This window comes from Mucilaginibacter sabulilitoris (assembly GCF_034262375.1).
Classification (GTDB): Bacteria; Bacteroidota; Bacteroidia; order Sphingobacteriales; family Sphingobacteriaceae; genus Mucilaginibacter; species Mucilaginibacter sabulilitoris.
In genome coordinates this window covers 2,771,968-2,788,856 of the sequence record NZ_CP139558.1, presented here as the reverse complement: position 1 = coordinate 2,788,856, position 16,889 = coordinate 2,771,968, and the positions used below count along the sequence as shown (strand labels likewise).

At 36.4% G+C, this 16,889-nt stretch carries 14 protein-coding genes; 7 read left to right on the top strand and 7 right to left on the bottom strand.

Annotation, left to right across the window (positions count from 1 at the left end; genetic code table 11):
• Window positions 1-154: 154 nt before the first annotated feature.
• Entirely contained in the window at window positions 155-697 is a 543-nt protein-coding gene (locus SNE25_RS11970) for a phage integrase SAM-like domain-containing protein (protein WP_321565336.1), read from the bottom strand.
• A gap of 561 nt (window positions 698-1,258) precedes the next feature.
• On the opposite strand from SNE25_RS11970, the gene SNE25_RS11965 reads away from it, so the two are divergent.
• The 4 genes from SNE25_RS11965 to SNE25_RS11950 all read left to right on the top strand — a co-directional run bounded on the left by SNE25_RS11965 (window position 1,259) and on the right by SNE25_RS11950 (window position 4,627).
• On the top strand, window positions 1,259-1,435 hold the full coding sequence (locus SNE25_RS11965) for a hypothetical protein (RefSeq protein ID WP_321565335.1): 177 nt from the start codon (window positions 1,259-1,261) through the stop codon (window positions 1,433-1,435).
• A gap of 503 nt (window positions 1,436-1,938) precedes the next feature.
• Window positions 1,939-2,304, top strand: coding sequence for a hypothetical protein (locus SNE25_RS11960; RefSeq protein WP_321565334.1), 366 nt, complete (start codon window positions 1,939-1,941; stop codon window positions 2,302-2,304).
• Window positions 2,305-2,316: 12 nt separating this feature from the next.
• A complete protein-coding gene (locus SNE25_RS11955) occupies window positions 2,317-3,177 on the top strand; it encodes a hypothetical protein (RefSeq protein ID WP_321565333.1) in 861 nt (286 codons plus the stop codon).
• Window positions 3,178-3,196: 19 nt separating this feature from the next.
• Window positions 3,197-4,627, top strand: coding sequence for a hypothetical protein (locus tag SNE25_RS11950; RefSeq protein WP_321565332.1), 1,431 nt, complete (start codon window positions 3,197-3,199; stop codon window positions 4,625-4,627).
• Window positions 4,628-5,174: 547 nt separating this feature from the next.
• Here the strand turns inward: SNE25_RS11950 and SNE25_RS11945 are convergent.
• Entirely contained in the window at window positions 5,175-7,067 is a 1,893-nt protein-coding gene (locus SNE25_RS11945; protein WP_321565331.1) for an SIR2 family NAD-dependent protein deacylase, read from the bottom strand.
• 1,046 nt (window positions 7,068-8,113) lie between these two features.
• Between SNE25_RS11945 and SNE25_RS11940 the strand changes: the two genes are divergently transcribed.
• Window positions 8,114-8,977 (top strand): hypothetical protein, encoded by an 864-nt coding sequence (locus tag SNE25_RS11940; protein ID WP_321565330.1) that lies wholly within the window; start codon window positions 8,114-8,116, stop codon window positions 8,975-8,977.
• Window positions 8,978-9,138: 161 nt separating this feature from the next.
• Window positions 9,139-9,438: a CHC2 zinc finger domain-containing protein gene (locus SNE25_RS11935; RefSeq protein ID WP_321565329.1), complete on the top strand. Its 300-nt coding sequence runs from the start codon at window positions 9,139-9,141 to the stop codon at window positions 9,436-9,438.
• 20 nt (window positions 9,439-9,458) lie between these two features.
• Here the strand turns inward: SNE25_RS11935 and SNE25_RS11930 are convergent, their stop codons facing one another.
• The 5 genes from SNE25_RS11930 to SNE25_RS11910 all read right to left on the bottom strand — a co-directional run bounded on the left by SNE25_RS11930 (window position 9,459) and on the right by SNE25_RS11910 (window position 15,933).
• Window positions 9,459-10,034 carry a hypothetical protein gene (locus tag SNE25_RS11930; protein ID WP_321565328.1) on the bottom strand — a complete coding sequence of 192 codons (576 nt, stop codon included), beginning with the start codon at window positions 10,032-10,034 and terminating at the stop codon, window positions 9,459-9,461.
• Window positions 10,035-10,092: 58 nt separating this feature from the next.
• A complete protein-coding gene (locus SNE25_RS11925) occupies window positions 10,093-12,615 on the bottom strand; it encodes a KAP family P-loop NTPase fold protein (protein WP_321565327.1) in 2,523 nt (840 codons plus the stop codon).
• A 141-nt stretch (window positions 12,616-12,756) separates the two neighbouring features.
• Window positions 12,757-13,242 (bottom strand): hypothetical protein, encoded by a 486-nt coding sequence (locus SNE25_RS11920; protein ID WP_321565326.1) that lies wholly within the window; start codon window positions 13,240-13,242, stop codon window positions 12,757-12,759.
• A 28-nt stretch (window positions 13,243-13,270) separates the two neighbouring features.
• Window positions 13,271-13,984: a DUF4145 domain-containing protein gene (locus SNE25_RS11915; protein WP_321565325.1), complete on the bottom strand. Its 714-nt coding sequence runs from the start codon at window positions 13,982-13,984 to the stop codon at window positions 13,271-13,273.
• An 890-nt stretch (window positions 13,985-14,874) separates the two neighbouring features.
• On the bottom strand, window positions 14,875-15,933 hold the full coding sequence (locus SNE25_RS11910) for a BTB/POZ domain-containing protein (protein WP_321565324.1): 1,059 nt from the start codon (window positions 15,931-15,933) through the stop codon (window positions 14,875-14,877).
• A 100-nt stretch (window positions 15,934-16,033) separates the two neighbouring features.
• Between SNE25_RS11910 and SNE25_RS11905 the strand changes: the two genes are divergently transcribed.
• The gene (locus SNE25_RS11905; RefSeq protein ID WP_321565323.1) at window positions 16,034-16,888 is read left to right on the top strand and encodes a hypothetical protein; all 855 of its coding nucleotides are present in this window, start codon (window positions 16,034-16,036) and stop codon (window positions 16,886-16,888) included.
• Window position 16,889 lies beyond the last annotated feature (1 nt).

Here is a 16,889-nt window from a genome sequence, read left to right as displayed (position 1 = left end):
CTGTTCGACACTTAATGCTCTTTTTACAGTCATCGGAGCTCCTATTACTTTATATTTTTTAAATGGGTAGTGCTTAATCCTGATCAAGCCTCTGTCCTCATCATTAAACTTGTTCCTTGCCGCATTGAAGAGATTCCTCAGGTCACGCATGTGATTATGCAGGCCTGAGTCGGGAAAGTCCCTTGCTGACGTAATTAACATCTTTGCCTAATTTATTCTTCCGTTTGAACTTTCTTTCTTTTCGCAGGTACCTTTCATAGTCTGGCAACATTATCGAATTTATTCGATCTATCTCAACCTTTTGACTTCCAAAATAATCACACAGACTATTTGTAACCGTCAAGATTGGATAGGAGCTCCCTTTCCTACCCTGCTCCAATAGTTCGCTTACATATTGTTTTGCAAAAGCGACGATATCAACAACAAAATTTTCATCTGGTTGAATTAAACGATTTGCCAATTCCTTTACATTCAAATATATCAATACGCTTTCCAACTCCAGCATTCTCATCCGGTACTTCGCGATATCTGTGGAAACGACTGATAGTAGAAACCTGTCTTTTACAGTAAGGTCTTTCTTAAGCTGCTTTTCCCCGGCAAAATAGTTGGTGTTGATGTAAGTTATTTTTCGATTGTGAGTCAACCGATACTTAATATTATAAGTACCGTCTTCTTTTTTGTGGTGTTTGAGAACCACTTCTTTGATTGTAGCCCATACTGACGAATTCCATTGTAAAACATTTGTAAAACATTTTCGTCAAGTTGGGCAGTTTTTCGTGTTTAACACAAGGCATCAGCTTGCAACTGACGAATTCCATCTTTTTCGAAAATCTGCCCTGATGGCATAAAAAAAGCCCTTTTACTACTGTAAAAAGGCTTTTAGAAAATGGGTGGATAACGGTGCAGAATCCGCACCATTTTGTGGAAGAATTGATTGAAATAGGCGATTTTTCGAAAATTCTTAGGGTCGATGAGCAAATATCTATCATCAGGTGATTCTGCAAATAAATCAGCAGCACTGTAGATTTGGGTCGAAAGACTGAGATGTAAACAAAATTAACATTAGTGAATATGATGCTGGTTTTAAATTGCTTATGGCTATGAAAGATTATCCAGCGTATAATGGCTTGAAGAAAGTAGTGATTGCCCCGATTGATATAATTTTGGCCTGGTCCTTTGCTTGTTTATTCCAGAAACGGCCAGTTGTCACTAAGCCGTTTTTCCACAGCATCTGTTTTGCTTGTATGTAGGTAATTTAATGATGCAAATATTGTTACCAGGCCACACGCACGCTACCTATCCTCCAACAAACATCAGAATGCCGTTCGCGTCATATTATCAACCTAATGTAGCAGATTCGCATGACGATGTTACCATGGAAGAATTTTTGAAGATTTGCAATCAACGGAACCGCGACAGAACGATAATAGTATAAACATGAATTTTCGTCCGAAAACCTTGTGGCGATCAAACTAGACTTCGACCTTAAAACTATACTGGATGAAATCGGAAAATCTAAGAATATTTTAAGTGAATTAGGCTGAACGCATTTCGAGCGCAAATGTTTCAAGTAACGGATCGAAATAATCTACCCAACAAATTGAAAAATCAAATTAATGTATTTGGTATTCAATAAATATTTTTTAAATTCAATAAATATTTCAATATAAATAGCTAACAATTAGGACTTTAATTTTGAACATATTCTAATATCTTAATATTCCTATGCCTAATAATTTGATTTTTCCTTATGGAAAGAATAAATATTCTGAAGCCTTTGTATGAAACGGAGTAGATGGGCTACAATAAAAATTTAATACTGATAAAGTACTTCTTTGAATTTAAAAAATTTCTACGGAGACCAGGGGCTTAAGAATTGATTTGCTGTAAGTAATTAATTATTTACGAGATTTTAAGTATAATAATAATTTTTATGAAATGAGATATTCGGAAACACTTAGAAGATCTTTTATTAAAAAAGCTCTCCTTTTTATCCCAGCGTTAGCATTTTTCAAACACCAGGCCAATGCAGAAAAAATAGGTAATTTTGAGAACCTTGATGATTTTTCTTCCGACTCTTTAACGGAAAAGTTAAATGATATTGATGCCCTTACATCAGAATGTTATTCCAGACTTCAAGATAACAGTATTTTATTTAAAAATGTCGCTGATACTAAAAATAAAATTGCCGACTTGCAAAAGAGTTTGGATATATGTAATTCTGAAACTGGTGGGCCTGACGACATTAAATCCATATTGGATAATTTGAAAGCAATAAAAGAATTAGTTAGTATTCACAGCTAAAGCCCCAACATTATGAGCGACATTCCAATAATTAGACTTGCGGCCGCAAATTTAAAAAAGAATGCAGACAAGTTTCGAGCGGATTTTATTTCGAAGTATTTAAATGTCAATAAACCGTACTTAATAAAAACGTTAATTGAAACTACAGACCTATTGCCGATTGGATTACCAGCACAAAGACTGTTGTTGGGTAGAAAACAGTTTAATATTAACAAGGGAAAAATGACAAATGATGTTGGGAGAGAAGTTGAACTTCAATATAAACCATCAATAAATCAAAGTTCATTTGATATTTCGATCCGATTTCCGAAGCCATTTCTTGCCAAAATTTCAAGTTCACAAGATTTTCTAACTTTTAGTTTATCTACCCCTTTGGATGTAGCTTTTGTTACCTTGCCTCAAACGCCTGGAGCAGAATTAATCCCCCAGTTTTGTAAACTGTTGAAATTTTCGATTACCGTGAACGAGGTCATTTATGAGTTTAGCTCTGAAAATCAAGCATCTCCCATGTTTTATATCATTGCAGACATGACCATTTCAAAACCTTCCGCTACAAATTTCGCAGATATGTTGCAGACTATTGGTGCTTCGAATAATTCTTTTCTTTCAAAGTTATATAAAACCAACCCAACCATATTCTCGCCATCACTTAAATATAAAGCCTTAAGTGGTGGAATTTGTGATTGCGGAACCAAAACCTATAACGGAATCACGACGCATTGCAGAGGAAAGACTGTTACAGTAGATTGCCTTGGAGGGCAACATACTTACACATTTGAGTGTAGCTGTAACGGGAGAACTAGAGATATTCAAGTTCAAGCAGGGAACAGTAACGAAGCAAATCAATTAGTGGAATTAGACTTTCCATGTTAATTAATTAAAATTTAGAGAAATGCCGGATGAACCTATTTCCATTGCTCGCCGCATCGAGGCAGAATCCCAAAAGGTCAAGCAACAAGTCACTGCTTTACGAGAGAATGTTGCTGAAATCAATAAACTCGCGGATGAACTTGATTTCTCAGTTCAAACTTATTTTGGCGCTTTAAAGCCTTGGATGGCAATAGAAACCGAAGTTTCTGATCTCCATAAGTTAATCGCAAAAAGACTAAGAGGGCTTATAATAAAATTTTCTTGGAATTACCTTCAAAAGAAATTATTAAAATCCGTTCAAAGTGCGTTTGATGAAAGTGAAGATCTTAATAAAAATAATTTATCGTTTGTTATAACTTCATTATCTATAAACGAATCGAAAGGTATTTTCTGCATTAAAAAAGAGAAAACAGACGTAATCGCATTACATATTGAGGGAAATTTATCGGACAATCGTGGAATTATTCCTACTCAACTCATCAAAGTGGATTTGTTGGTTCGAATGGCTCTGAAATCTCCAAATGATGATACTTTGATATTGACACCTGTGATTTCACGTCCCATAAAGATCTGGTCGTCTCTGAAGATTAACGGCAATGATACAATACTCATCAAGAATGCTTTAACAAATATGATTGCCAAAAAGATTAAATCAGCAACAATCCCAGCAAAAATTAACCTTCCATTTCTTCCAACAAAAGCTTCGGAAAATAGATGGCAAACGGACCACAAGAGTTATTGCTTAATAACCCATCTCGAAGCGTCTGAGGATTGTATTCTATCTGGGCATTTTTTTTCTTATGCTAAGGGCGTGTCGTCCAATGGCGCCCCAATAGACTTACCTGAAGGTGTTTTAACTGACGTTGTAGTTCAGGTGAATGTATTTAGTGCGATGCCTACAAATCCGAATTTGAATGTTCCAGATGTTGTTCCAACCCATGCTCGTCCTGATTGGGCAGATGCCGAATTCCATATTAGCACAAAACGTTTCGTTGAGATAATTACAACTGAGTTAAAAAGGCAAATATATGCAGCATCAAGTGTTAAAGACGTTTTCCAATCAAATGACAATGCACATGCTGGATATTGCTGCATCCAAGACTTCAATGAAAATGGAAGTACAATAAAAAAATTCGTCTGGATTGGCGGATTCCCAATTGGTTGGTACTCTGATTGCATAAAGGGCGCTTGGCATTGGAATAACTGGCAACTTGAATATGTATGCGAAGAATTTTCTCCTCTCCATCTCGTAGGTTTTCCATTTCCTGTTACGGGAGAGTTTACCATCGCAGACGGTACAAACGGCAAAATTTTGCGATTTGAAGTTAAGGCAGGTGTATCTGATCAATACAATAAAGTAATGCCAATTCCATTAGGGGACAATATTGAACAAATAGAATATTTGTTTGATGATGATTTTATTTCAATTTTTATTAAGTTCAAAGAGCTATAGCTAATAAACAGATTGACAACAAATCACAAAAATTATAAATAAAAAAAGTGGTGGTAAATTTTATAAAAATCGATCACCCAAAAAGCAGGCTTGACTTTATAGTTCGCATAATACTTTAATTAAGCATTATAAGCGATAAGGGTCAAATAGGCGGGTTTGCAAAAATTCTTGAAAATGAATAGGCGAAATTTCACAGGAGGGTGATCTTAATTTTTTTGCACATCGGCTGAAATTCATTCGTTCTTTTATTATTCCGAGCTAAAGCGTACCTTTTTTCTTTAATTTTCAATCCCACCTAAAATTTCTTAAAGTACGGGTGGTGTTGATGCGTTAGAAGTAATGCTCACGGTTCTGTTGTCAAACCTATCCTTCTTTCTCAATTGCGAGTATAGTGTCTTTGAAATTGAAAAAGAGGAATGTCGCGAGTTGTATAAAGTGGGTTCGATTCCCCTTTTAATCAAAGGTGGGGTTTAATTTTTTTTCAGACAGGGAAAGTCGTTGTGTTTCTTTCAGTGAGGTAATTTGCCGATAGGCGTTAAATATGCAATTAACTTTGATTTAAGAAAGCTTCAGCAAAAGGTTCGATTCTTAAAAACTGGTGAATTTCGCCTGAGCCACTTTTGATTTTTAACTTCTTTGTTGTCCCCTGTTTAAGCTCATCTAAATTGGTTACTCTTGGCAAAGGGACCTGTATATGTTCCCCCGGGATAGCAAGAGATTGTCCGTGCAATAACATTCGCCGGTTACTATTAATATAAAGTTCCAAAGGAAGTTTGCTGTCCTTAAGATTTTCCAACTTGCCGAGCAGTTCCGAAGATAGTTCACCGAACGAAAATTCAATGGTATCTTCTAAGACAAACTTTTCGCCCCGAATAACCTTCAATGTCGTATTAAGGTCGTCAGACGACTCCTTATCAATGTCATAAAAATGTGCAAATCTTACGCCGAACGCTCTTTCCACTTCTTTAAGCGCGTTGAAATAAATCAAAAAATTCTCCGCTTGCTTTATATGGGCTGCGTTGTATGTCGGGCAAGCCTTCGTTATTTTAGTGTCTTTGTTTAGATAGATGCTTACTTCTTTTTGTTCAAAGAAATTTTTCAGAAACTGGTGCACCTCGATTTCTTCATTGACATTACGATATATGGCATCGTGTTCCATCGACCATTTTGCATCGATGTCTGCCGGATTAGACATATTAATCGTCAATTCAAAATTTAGAGTGTGAATTTTAGTCTTAATGTTAATAGATTTTTTGCCAGTAAAAATGTGCGCGGTGAGATTTCTTATCTCCAATCCCTGGGAAGCAAAAACCAAATCAAATGGGATTTCTTTTGGCATTTTCTTTATTGATATTTCACTAAGTTCGCCATCGCCAAATAGCTTCAAGCCTTCGACATCCATCCGGAAACTTGAAAGTTCCTCCTGCCCCAATGTAAGTTCCTGAAATTGCCCCTTGTTAAAAAAGGCATTGTAACGTTCCGGGAAATCACTTTGTGCACCTAAAGTAAACTTCATGTTGCCGTGCATTTCTTTCCCATCACTCCCTTGAATGGATTGTACCTTAAAACTGCCACCAGCATCTTTTAGCGTAACTGAAACCTTATGGTTGCTCGTGAATTTTCTGAACGTTTCCGGGCTAACCCACTGCGCATCGATGTCACGGAAAATATTATCCTGAATATTTTTAAATAAAGCGTTTAAAAATGTTTCTCCGGTATGATTAAGATAATGGATGCCCTTAGAATTTAAGAAATGTATTTTTTCTTCATCTTGATCGGGGCCAACAAAATAGGCTGGTTTCCGAAGGTCGCCCAGGTGTTCATAAACGTGTTTGAAGATCGCCCATATATTGGGATCTTCATATCCATATCCTAAAAATAAGATTGTTTTCGTTGCAATTTCCTTTATGATTGTAGCCCAAAAAGGCGAGGAGTAATCTTTACCGTAAAAAAGAGAATAGTCTTCACGGGTAAGGATAATCGAACTTTTGTCGCTAATGTCGCCGTGTATCTTTAATAAATTTAGTTTATTGTCGCCCCACTTTAATATATCAGATTCTCTAAAGATTACAGATATATCGCTACCGTAAACCTGTTCAAAAAGGGTGTCATAATTCGTGGTAATAATGGTTTTAAAGTGAGGGATCGCCGCCACCAATTCGTGATCTGCCAAGTTTACAGGTGGTTTGGTAAACACGCCATCAAGAACTGTGTCTAATAGGTCACGTGAGCCATGCTTTAAACGAACAATATCTTCTGCCAAATGGTCGAGCGGTGCATGAACATTAACTTTTTTTTGTTCCTGAGCAGTTAGTGCATCAAATAAATACTGTCCTAACTGTCCTCCAGTTGGGTAGCCCGCATAACGGGAAAAACCTGCTCCCGCGAAAATCACTACATCTTCACGGCGGATTGCTTCAAAAAGTTCGGTTTCACTCATAGACAAATATACGTTGTACAAATCATTCAATAAGCCGGACACTTACGGCTTGATTGCATGTAAGTTTAATAAGACTTTGACTATTTTTGGCAAAAAAAAAGTTATGCCAATCGGAAATTATACAATGGATGAAATTTACATCGGCGACGAAGTAATATTTGAGAGCGACAAGGTTGACACTGATTTTTATTGGATCGTAATTGGCAAGGATGAAAAGACTAATACGATTTCAATTAAAACAGCGCCACAAGTAATCAGAGAAGATTGGTGGACGCTTCACGTGAGTGAGATACGAGTACTACAGCTCTTTTCCAAGCTAGGAAACGCAAATAGTAAGTAGTTAACAAAAACTATTTGCTATATAATACTCATGCCTGCCTGAGCTCAGTAAAAAACTTAGCACCCCCTATATGGAAAATAATTAAATATGAATTGTTCGCCCCTCCTCGTGAAAAAACACCGTGAAGTAAATAAAATATCAAAAAATCGCACCCTCAATAAAAATGGGTGAAGGGGCTTGAACCAAAAAAACGATGTATAATTCGCGATAATCGAACGTTTGCCTGATTCTTTCTTTTTCTCAGTCACAACATCGAACCACTATATTTAAATCACAACAACCTATTAACCAATGATATAAAACAAAAAAGAGCAGTCTTTTCAGACTACTCATAAATTAATGGGTGGGTAACGGTGCAGAATCCGCACCATTTTGTAGACGAATTGATTGAAATAGGTGGTTTTTCGAAAATTTTCGATCGAGATGATGGTTTTAGCGAAAACTCTTGAAAGTGATTACATTTCGGGTGCTTATCGGTACAAATTACGTCGAAGTTTATTGCTGATTTGAAGTGGTTGGCCGATTTTCCTGAAAGATTGAAAGATTATAATGAGATGGGAAAAGGCAATATTTCGACAATTTCATGGTAAATAAATGCATGCAATATTTCATCCGTAGTACTGATTTTGAATAATCAGTACTACGGATGTTATTTGAGTAGAATACTTGGTATAAATAACTTTAAATTGCTACAAAAAGGGGAACCATGCAAGGAGAAGAATTATTAAAGATATTTTATAAAGGAAAAGACTATACATTAAAAGAACTTGTTGAAGATAATAATCAATTTAGTAGGTCGATCTTAATACCTGATCAACTACATAAGCAATATTCATCTTTTTTGGTTAGCTCGTCGATGGATTTTGGTTACATAATAGCCTTAGATAAATTTAATCATCTTTATAGTCTGTTGACCACAGCAAGATTTGCACTAACTCAAGCTCATCAAAAGCTGCATAAGAGCCCGGTTACCTGGAGTTCGGGGTATTTAGGACAGCTGTGGATAAGAAGTCAATTTTTAAAAAATTCATTTCTCTGGTATAATAGCTGTGATGACTATTTCTTGCAAATTATTTGGTTTGCATTTGATTTTACTGACCCCAATAAGTTAACCACGCAAGCAAAATATAAAAGGGTGCTGAAAGACAGTCGTTGGGAAAGTTTACTCAAAGCATTAGAACCCAAAAAGCATGAAACTGAAGTCATTAACTTACTTAACAAGATCAACGAATTTCACAATGATAACACTGTTAAACAAGTAAAAAGTATAGCAAACTCATTGAAACATCACGCTGATATTTACATCAAGGATTTGGAAACACAACCGGACTATTTAATAACTTCTTATCAAGGCTTTACTAGTGCGGCTACAGCCAATAAGGGACTAGATATTGATGAATCGGCCATATTATTACAAGACATGCATAAAAAAGTTGTAGAATTTGCCAGTTTCTTACATGTATATATTGATTTTGATAAGGCATTTGAGCCAGAGGAAGCAGGCGTTATCAATTTAGCTCAACGAAAGGATAAGGCAACGTATAAGAAGTTTTATATTAACGAATACTAATGTCATTCGCTTGAACTGGGCCATTTCAGAAGTCGCTTATTAAAATACTACAAAGATAGCAATGATTACCAGGGCAGGTCATCGTGGTTTAAGCCTTAACATACCGCACAGCTGGTTTAACAATTAGGCGCTGACCTCGTTACAAAACAATATTGAACCAGATGATACCTAAAAAATTTATAGAGAATCTATTACTTAAGACCGACCTAATTGGTTTGGCCGGTGAGTTTACGGAGCTGGAAAGCAACGGCAAGGGATTTAAGGGATTATGCCCGCTTCACAGCGAACGTGTACCATCTTTTACGATTTTGCCGAATGGTAAAGCTTGGAAATGTTTTAACTGTAAAAAAGGCGGCAACGCTGTTGCATTAGTGCGTGAGATAAAAAAACTTAGCTTCCCCGAAGCCATCGATTACCTGGCTGAGCGTGCGGGTATGGTCATTCAAGAAGGCAAAAATTAACTAAAGTGGTTTAACTATTATCATCTGTTCCAATTAACCGGAATTTTCACGCTGATAAAAAAGTTTGTCATCATTTCGTTCACAAAATCATCATAGTCCTTAAATACTTTTTTGACCATATTAAAGCTTTCCGTAGTGGCTACGTGGATATGTGAAATTTCTTTTGGATGAACCAATTGATCACGCAGTTTTTTCAACGTTAGCAGATCTTTCATTTTTGAAGAGAAATATTTTTGCTGTATTGTTTCTTTACCCCAAGTCGCCGCAATCTGCTTATAGGTTTTTTTTAATTTATTAATGAATTTATCATAATCATCGAAATCGTCATAACTGTCTAAAACATTTAAATTATAAATATCAGCCTCCATTAAGCTAAATAAGCTTCGAATACATGCCCTGTAAAGTGCGTTGAATGACTCTTGAACTTCAATATTTGCTTCGGCAATATTTAAGAGTTCTAAATAATCAACCCGAATAACATTATGTATTGTTTGAAATCTTTGCATGGCCTGCCCCGCTTCAAACATTTCTTTTATACTATCGTAAGATTTAGTTTTCTCTTCCATATCGCCCTTATTTTTGTTGGTTGCGCCCATTTATTTTACAAATAAAATTCACTAATGCGCATCCTATTTGCGCAGCGCTATATAATAATTAATAATCGTCCCAATCACTACGCTCTGGTTTTAATTCAGTTTTAAAATCATACTCCACCCAATTTTTAAAATTTGACAAAGCACACGCATCAAAAAAGGCCAGATAATCCTCCTTAACATTATTCTGAATTTGAGTATGACCGGCTACCAGCAATCTTAAATCTTCAGGTTTCCCGAAAAGAAGTATAAATTGCTCATGTATCGCTACCGTATTTTTATTACCCATGTCAGCGTTAATACTACCTTTGAGAAAATAAAGGGGATCTTTCCTGGCAATAAAATCAAGAATGTGGGGTACAATAAGCGGATCAAATTCCCAACGTTCTCTATATGCATTCCGCTGCCCCGGCTCGGGAACTCTAAACTTCTTTCTTACCCCCCAAAACAACCACATTCCGTCTTGTGTCAATCCGTTCAAATTAACGTATTCACAAAAATAACTTACTTGAAAATTGACCAAATCACCGTGATTAATACCGATATTTTGTTCACCGTCGACTACCCAATGAATAAAGTTATTATGGAACAAATAAGGGAATGGCGCATTAGCGAATAACCCATTTAAAAATGGAATATAAGCAGTACTACTTTTTCCATAATATTTATTTGACAATCTATTATCGTAATTATATAATAGTTCAATTAGCGCCTGGTAGTTAAATCCTGTAACCCCTTTTTGCTCAACAAACTTAGGCCCGATGTAAAATATACCAGCTATTTTTAGTTCAAACCCCACTCGGTCAGTGACATTTTCCTGAAATAATCTTGTCGAGATTTGATGAGTTAATTTTGCATCAACACACTCATTAATAAAATTCTTCAACGCCTCAAGACCGTTTGAAAACGCTTCCCTAAAACGTCTTTCTGAAATTTCGGTAGATGAAATACGATAACGAAAATATCGTCCGAAAGCGCTGGGATAAATGATCGCATTCCTTGCTGCTTTGGATCGATTAAACCGAAAGAACAGGTTTCGCAGTAATGAACTAATTAACTTGACATCTTGTTCATCCATTTGTTCAGCACGCAGTGTCCGGGCAAAATGCAACAGATCATTTTTATCTTCTTTATAAGTACGTAATTGATAATATTCCTCATGCGCTGAACGAACAGGTGTATCGTACAAAATCTCATCTGTACGTTCAAATAATCTATCATAAATGAGCGGGTATCTAAACTTGAGCAGTTCCAGTACAAAAAGATTATCAAATAGGGTTTCTCTACCCAATAGCTTATAAGTTATCTTGAAGTTATTAATGAATTTGACAACATCCCTTGAATTACGCAATACGTTTGAAAACGACATATCATATTGTGATTCAAATCCATGTTTAACGACTTGTTCTTTGAAGGAAATCATGTCTTCAGCTGTGACAATTTTCTCCAATTCTAACGACATAATATCAATCAAATCATTATTTTCCCTTTTAGGCAAGGGAATTTCCATTTGAATGATCTTGTCCAAATAACTGCCTGGGGCATGTCGATTCAACGTCCGGATACTCTCTTCCACATAACTCCTTTCGTAGGCAACCAGGTAAAAAATATTACTAAAGTTTGCGGTATTACGAATCAGCCGCAGTACTTCCATTACCTCATTCGGATACAATCTGTCCACGTCATCTATAGTCACGACAATTTTTTTACCGCAGGATAATAACAGTGCGTTTATTTGATCATAATCGTCCAAGTAGCTGTCCTGTTGAATCAAATTGCTGATGAAACCAAGTTGCTTGACGAATTTTTCCGTAGAACTATCCAACCTACTAAGTTTGCGGGAATACTTAATAATCAACCCCGGCAACCTTGAATTGAGATCAGCCAGCTTAGCTGCCAACAGGTCAAAGAAATCCTTTTGTATATTTGCGGCTGTTTCGGCGCTCCAGGGGTTAAAGTAGATAACTTCTGTTTTAGCTTGATCAAGTTGTAAGTTAATCAGATTGATAAAAGAGGTTTTTCCACTTCCATAGCTACCGAGAACGCCAATCGCAAATGATTTCTGGTTAGGTGTGATATTGATCATGGTGGCCAGTTCCTTAGCCACTATCCGTCGCTGGAATAAATCACCATCCAAAGTAACTACAGGTAAATCTTCCGCAAATCCATTGTTATTAACTACCGCCGCCGCCAGAGGCGTAACCGGAAAGCAAACCTTAAACCCCGGCAGAATAAAAGTTGCGGCTACAATATCTAAAGGATGTAAAAAGGGAATTATTCTGAGGGAATAAAAATGCCAATAAGGATTAGAAGCTTCAATAACATATAGCGCTAAAACAAAAAGACTCAGCAACAGTAAAAAACGAGGGCTACCTGAGCGCCATAACCATACACCAGTCAACACAGACAGTATAATCAACAATAGATTTGTGAGTAAACTATTATCGAACTTTGCAAATAAAGGCTTCACCATTAAAGTATCCAACAATGAACTAACTGGTATGCGAAAAAACAATATGGCGGAAAGTATAGCGAAATTCCAAGCCAGCGCAGGAAAATAAGGTCTTAGGTTAATTTTATTCATTTTAATAAAGAAATGAACTATTTATTTTAGGTAGCAACATAACAATTCAATGCAAGCTTGGCAAACAAGATTTTCTTAATTTGACAATTTCAAATGTAGATTTTATCCTCCATATTACGGAAACAAACGCGCTTTCTATCATTACCCCTCAATTACCATAACGAAAGAAACACTTTGGTTTTCCAATTCTTCGTTTATTACAAGATCCACACATTCGATGATGCGATTAGCGGGAATTTGAACTCCAAATTTTCTCAATTCGTCTGCTTCTTTTTTGGGCACTTCATAACCTTTGTTTCTTCTGTGGTGTGCAGTACCATCCATATTTACAGCATAGATCTCTTTTTTTGACTTGCTTGCAACAATATGGTAATGCCCTTGGACTGGTATATTCAAGTCTTCCGGGTCTCTGCGCCATAAATTATTGGTTTTAGAGAATTTGTTATACAATTCATGCTCGACCAATAACATTTCGGTTGACTGCATAATGATTTGTATAGCATAGCGTTGCGCTTTCGTATTCTCGGTTATAAGTGCAAGCTCTTGTCTTCGTTGATATTGAGTTTGATTGAAGTTGCTATCCTTTAGGTCTAGCGCTTCTTGTAGATATTGTCTAAGTGATTTCATTTTTGATGGTTTAGGTAAACTGTCGATTTTAAATCGGCTTCCTACGCTTGTTAATTGCTTTGCTCATTTTAGTCAAATCCTTTTTCTTGTCGTTATATATTAATTCCAACGCATATTCCAATAACTTGTAAGCATCAAGTATATGCTCTTTGGAAACGTCAGATAAATGGCTACCGCTATTGCCAATCCACTTTATTGCAAGCAGGTACTGCGAAACGTCAGGATTTCTGAGTTTATACTCTAAAATGCGGTTATGTAGCATCACATTCTCACGACCTCTACGCGTAATTTTTGTTTTTCGGACCTTCAATGCATCCATTAATGCTTCTATGGAAACCCTGATTTTATTTGCGCAAGAGTTTTCATCCATCCAGTATAACCCGAAAGATTGAATTAATATCTTTTTGACGGCATCAGGACATGATTTGGGTATTTCTATGATATGAGGCGCAGGAATGAAGGCCGAGTAATTAATAGACATATTATGATCCCCATCTGGATTAGGATAGTTATCCTCGAATTTAAATCCCATCGCCATTACAATCTCACTACATTGATCGCATTTCAGATGTTCGGTAAATACATAATCCGTATAAGGATATGATGGTTCATCATTTGTAAGCATTGCAGATTCCCTGGTTTCAGACTGTACAAATTTGTTATCAACCGAAATAAGGTGACCAATATGGCAGTTTGGACATGGTTTATTCACTTGCCAATCTGTCCATGTTTTTTTATTCATGGTAAGGTTTATTAATAATGAACAAGATACGAGATTTTAAAGAATCCTACCGGTGTCACTTTGGGTTTGATACCGTAAGCCGCTGAGATGAAGGTAATAGAGGGAGGAAAGAAAGTTGACCTCCACTCTATTTAGATCTAGATTTTCCTAAGCGCAAAAACTCATTAACGGAACAGTTTGATTAGTTTCCTTAGCTGTTTCATGAAACCACTTATCGCAATGATAAACGGTGTTAAAGCAACTAAAAAAACAACAATTTTGAAAAGCATTGTTGTTAGTAGATTTGGTAAATAAATACTTATCTCGAAATTTTAAACTATCTATTTGTTTGGAGTTACCTCCGTATGATCTGGCACAAAGATAAATAAATAACAATCAGATATTTTGCTCGTCAATTCGTTGTTGGCTTTTTTATAATTTTCCTATGTTTTAGCCTATCGTATAAGAAAAGTATGTCAGTCGCATTCCATCCGAATTTTGCTGCAAGTTCAACATCGAAGTTTTTATAAAGCTCAGTAACTTTTTCTATTGACTGTTCCTCGTAATGCAATGGGCCTACATGAAAAAATGCAGCATATGTTGATGTGAATGGTTTCCATTTCTGCCAACATACCGACTAAAACGGGCCAATCTTTATTCTGATCGAAAGCTTTTTGATATTTAGCGGGAACCGGCGAAGTAATGTTTAGATTTAATAGATAAAACAATTGCCTGAAGGGTGAAATGATCCCTTCATGATAGAAGTATTCCACGGTAAAGTGATCCCATTAATATATGAAATTATTTGCCTTGTAAAAACATCTGGTTCATATTGGCCCGCTTTATCTTTCAATGCTTTTGCAATAAATTCTAAATTGTCCATTGCTTTAAATCATAATGTAACAAAATCGTTAACTCAGTAAACTATCTTTCCGATTATGTTGATGTAAATATTTAACCTTTTCAAGCATTTCTTTGATGTGCTGAGGATATTCTCCTTCAAAATATTCGATTATTAAAGGGTTTCCCGTAAAAAAGTGACTTGTAAACTCAATCCATTTTTCGACAGGTACAATGCCATTCATCTTAAACAACTTCTGGGAAATTGTTTTAATTTGATTAGCATTTTTCATGTTGTAATTAAAGTCTGAATCCCTGCGGGCAATATATTCGTCCAGCGTATAAAAATGAATAGCCCCATCGAAATGCCTGAAAACTTTTTTTTCTAAATCATATTCAGCGTGGATATACCTCGCCGGAAAATATTCTTCACCACCTTTGGTTATGGTTACCTCTTCCGTTTTAAACTCCTCCGCCTGGAAAGTCTTTATCCCCTCTTTTGTCACCCATTTAATATCCAGACTATAAGCATTTGCAAAAAAGAAGGATACTAATGAAGCCTTTAAATCCAATGGCGGGCGCAGCTTTACGATATCATCCGCTATACTGGCAATCTCTTTGTCAAAATTTGCGCCAAACCAGGTATCGCGTTCAAACATTCCATGGCCATTGATATCCACGCGAACACTGTCGGAATCAAGCGCAATGTATTTTTCAATCTGATTATCCTTTAGGCCCCAAAATAATTCAATAAAACATGGTGAAAAGCTATTGATCGGATGATAACCCCGTCTGAAATAATGATGCGCCATTAATGCAAATTCATCGGCGTACAAATAACCTGCGGCAAAAGGCTTTCTTTGAAATTCATTGATAAGGACATCATAACGTAATAACCCTTCCTTGTCTTTAACTAATGTATCGTTTAACACACTGATTATACCCGGATAATTTGCTATGATACCGGATGTCTGATAGTATTTAAAATTATCGTCAGTTAAGGATATGCCATTTTGCGCTAACTGATCCTTAAACTTGTTTATAATTTCCGAGTTAGCCGCTAATTGTTCGGCTTCTTCTATGCGTAAAGATTCTAAATATTGTTTTTGAAAATCTGTTAACTCAGGCATAAGGATAGGTTCGGTTAATTTCCACTAAGATACGTACTGTTTAAAAATATATTATTTTTATCTTTTCATATTTATTGATAACCTCAACCAATATATTACCGTGACCGAAATCCAAACACAAGCCATATGTGACCTGCTCCTAAACGAAAGTGTTAAGGCCTGGAACATGATCAAGTTTAACCGGGCCAGGATTGAACGTATGAGCGAAACGACTATCACTGAACAGTTGGTTTACAATATAGAAAGCGACATAACTGCTAACAATCACCCTATCAGATTATTCCAGTCAAGAAAAGAAAATGTGAACGGGAATGACATGGAGATATTTGTCAATACAGGGGATGGGTTTTTGTTGCTTCCCTGCCAGGCAAAAATAACCAATAAAGAATATCGGTACGAACATTTCTGGCATACGGTGAACGCATCAAGGCAAATCAGTTTGCTTTGCGATTATGCAAAAGACTTAGGGGGAATTCCTGCCTATCTGTTTTACAATTATATACCTCGTGAAGCGCAAAATGAAGCCTTTAAGAAAATTGTACATCAGGAACGATATGGCATAACCTTTACGGAAGCCAATCCATTTCTCAACATACTTGAAGAAAGGCGATTATCCGGGAACCCGCTCAATGCGCCAACGTTTAACAGCCTTCACCCTCACCCGGCAAAGCCATTACATGTACAGGTTTGTGATATGATTAATGGCTTGATGAATATGAATTCCTTCTCCCTCAATTACGATTTAACTTATTATAATATCAGGGACATTACTCAGAACAGGAATTGGGAGCACTCACGTCGCGGTACCATCGGGTTTATCCAATCGGGAGATTGGAAAAAAAAAGCAGGCCGGGCGGCTGAAAATAGTAATAATGACGCATTCCGTCCAAAATACCGGCTGATACTTGGTGACGAAACCGCGGATAATGAAAGACGGATTTACCAGATATCATAAA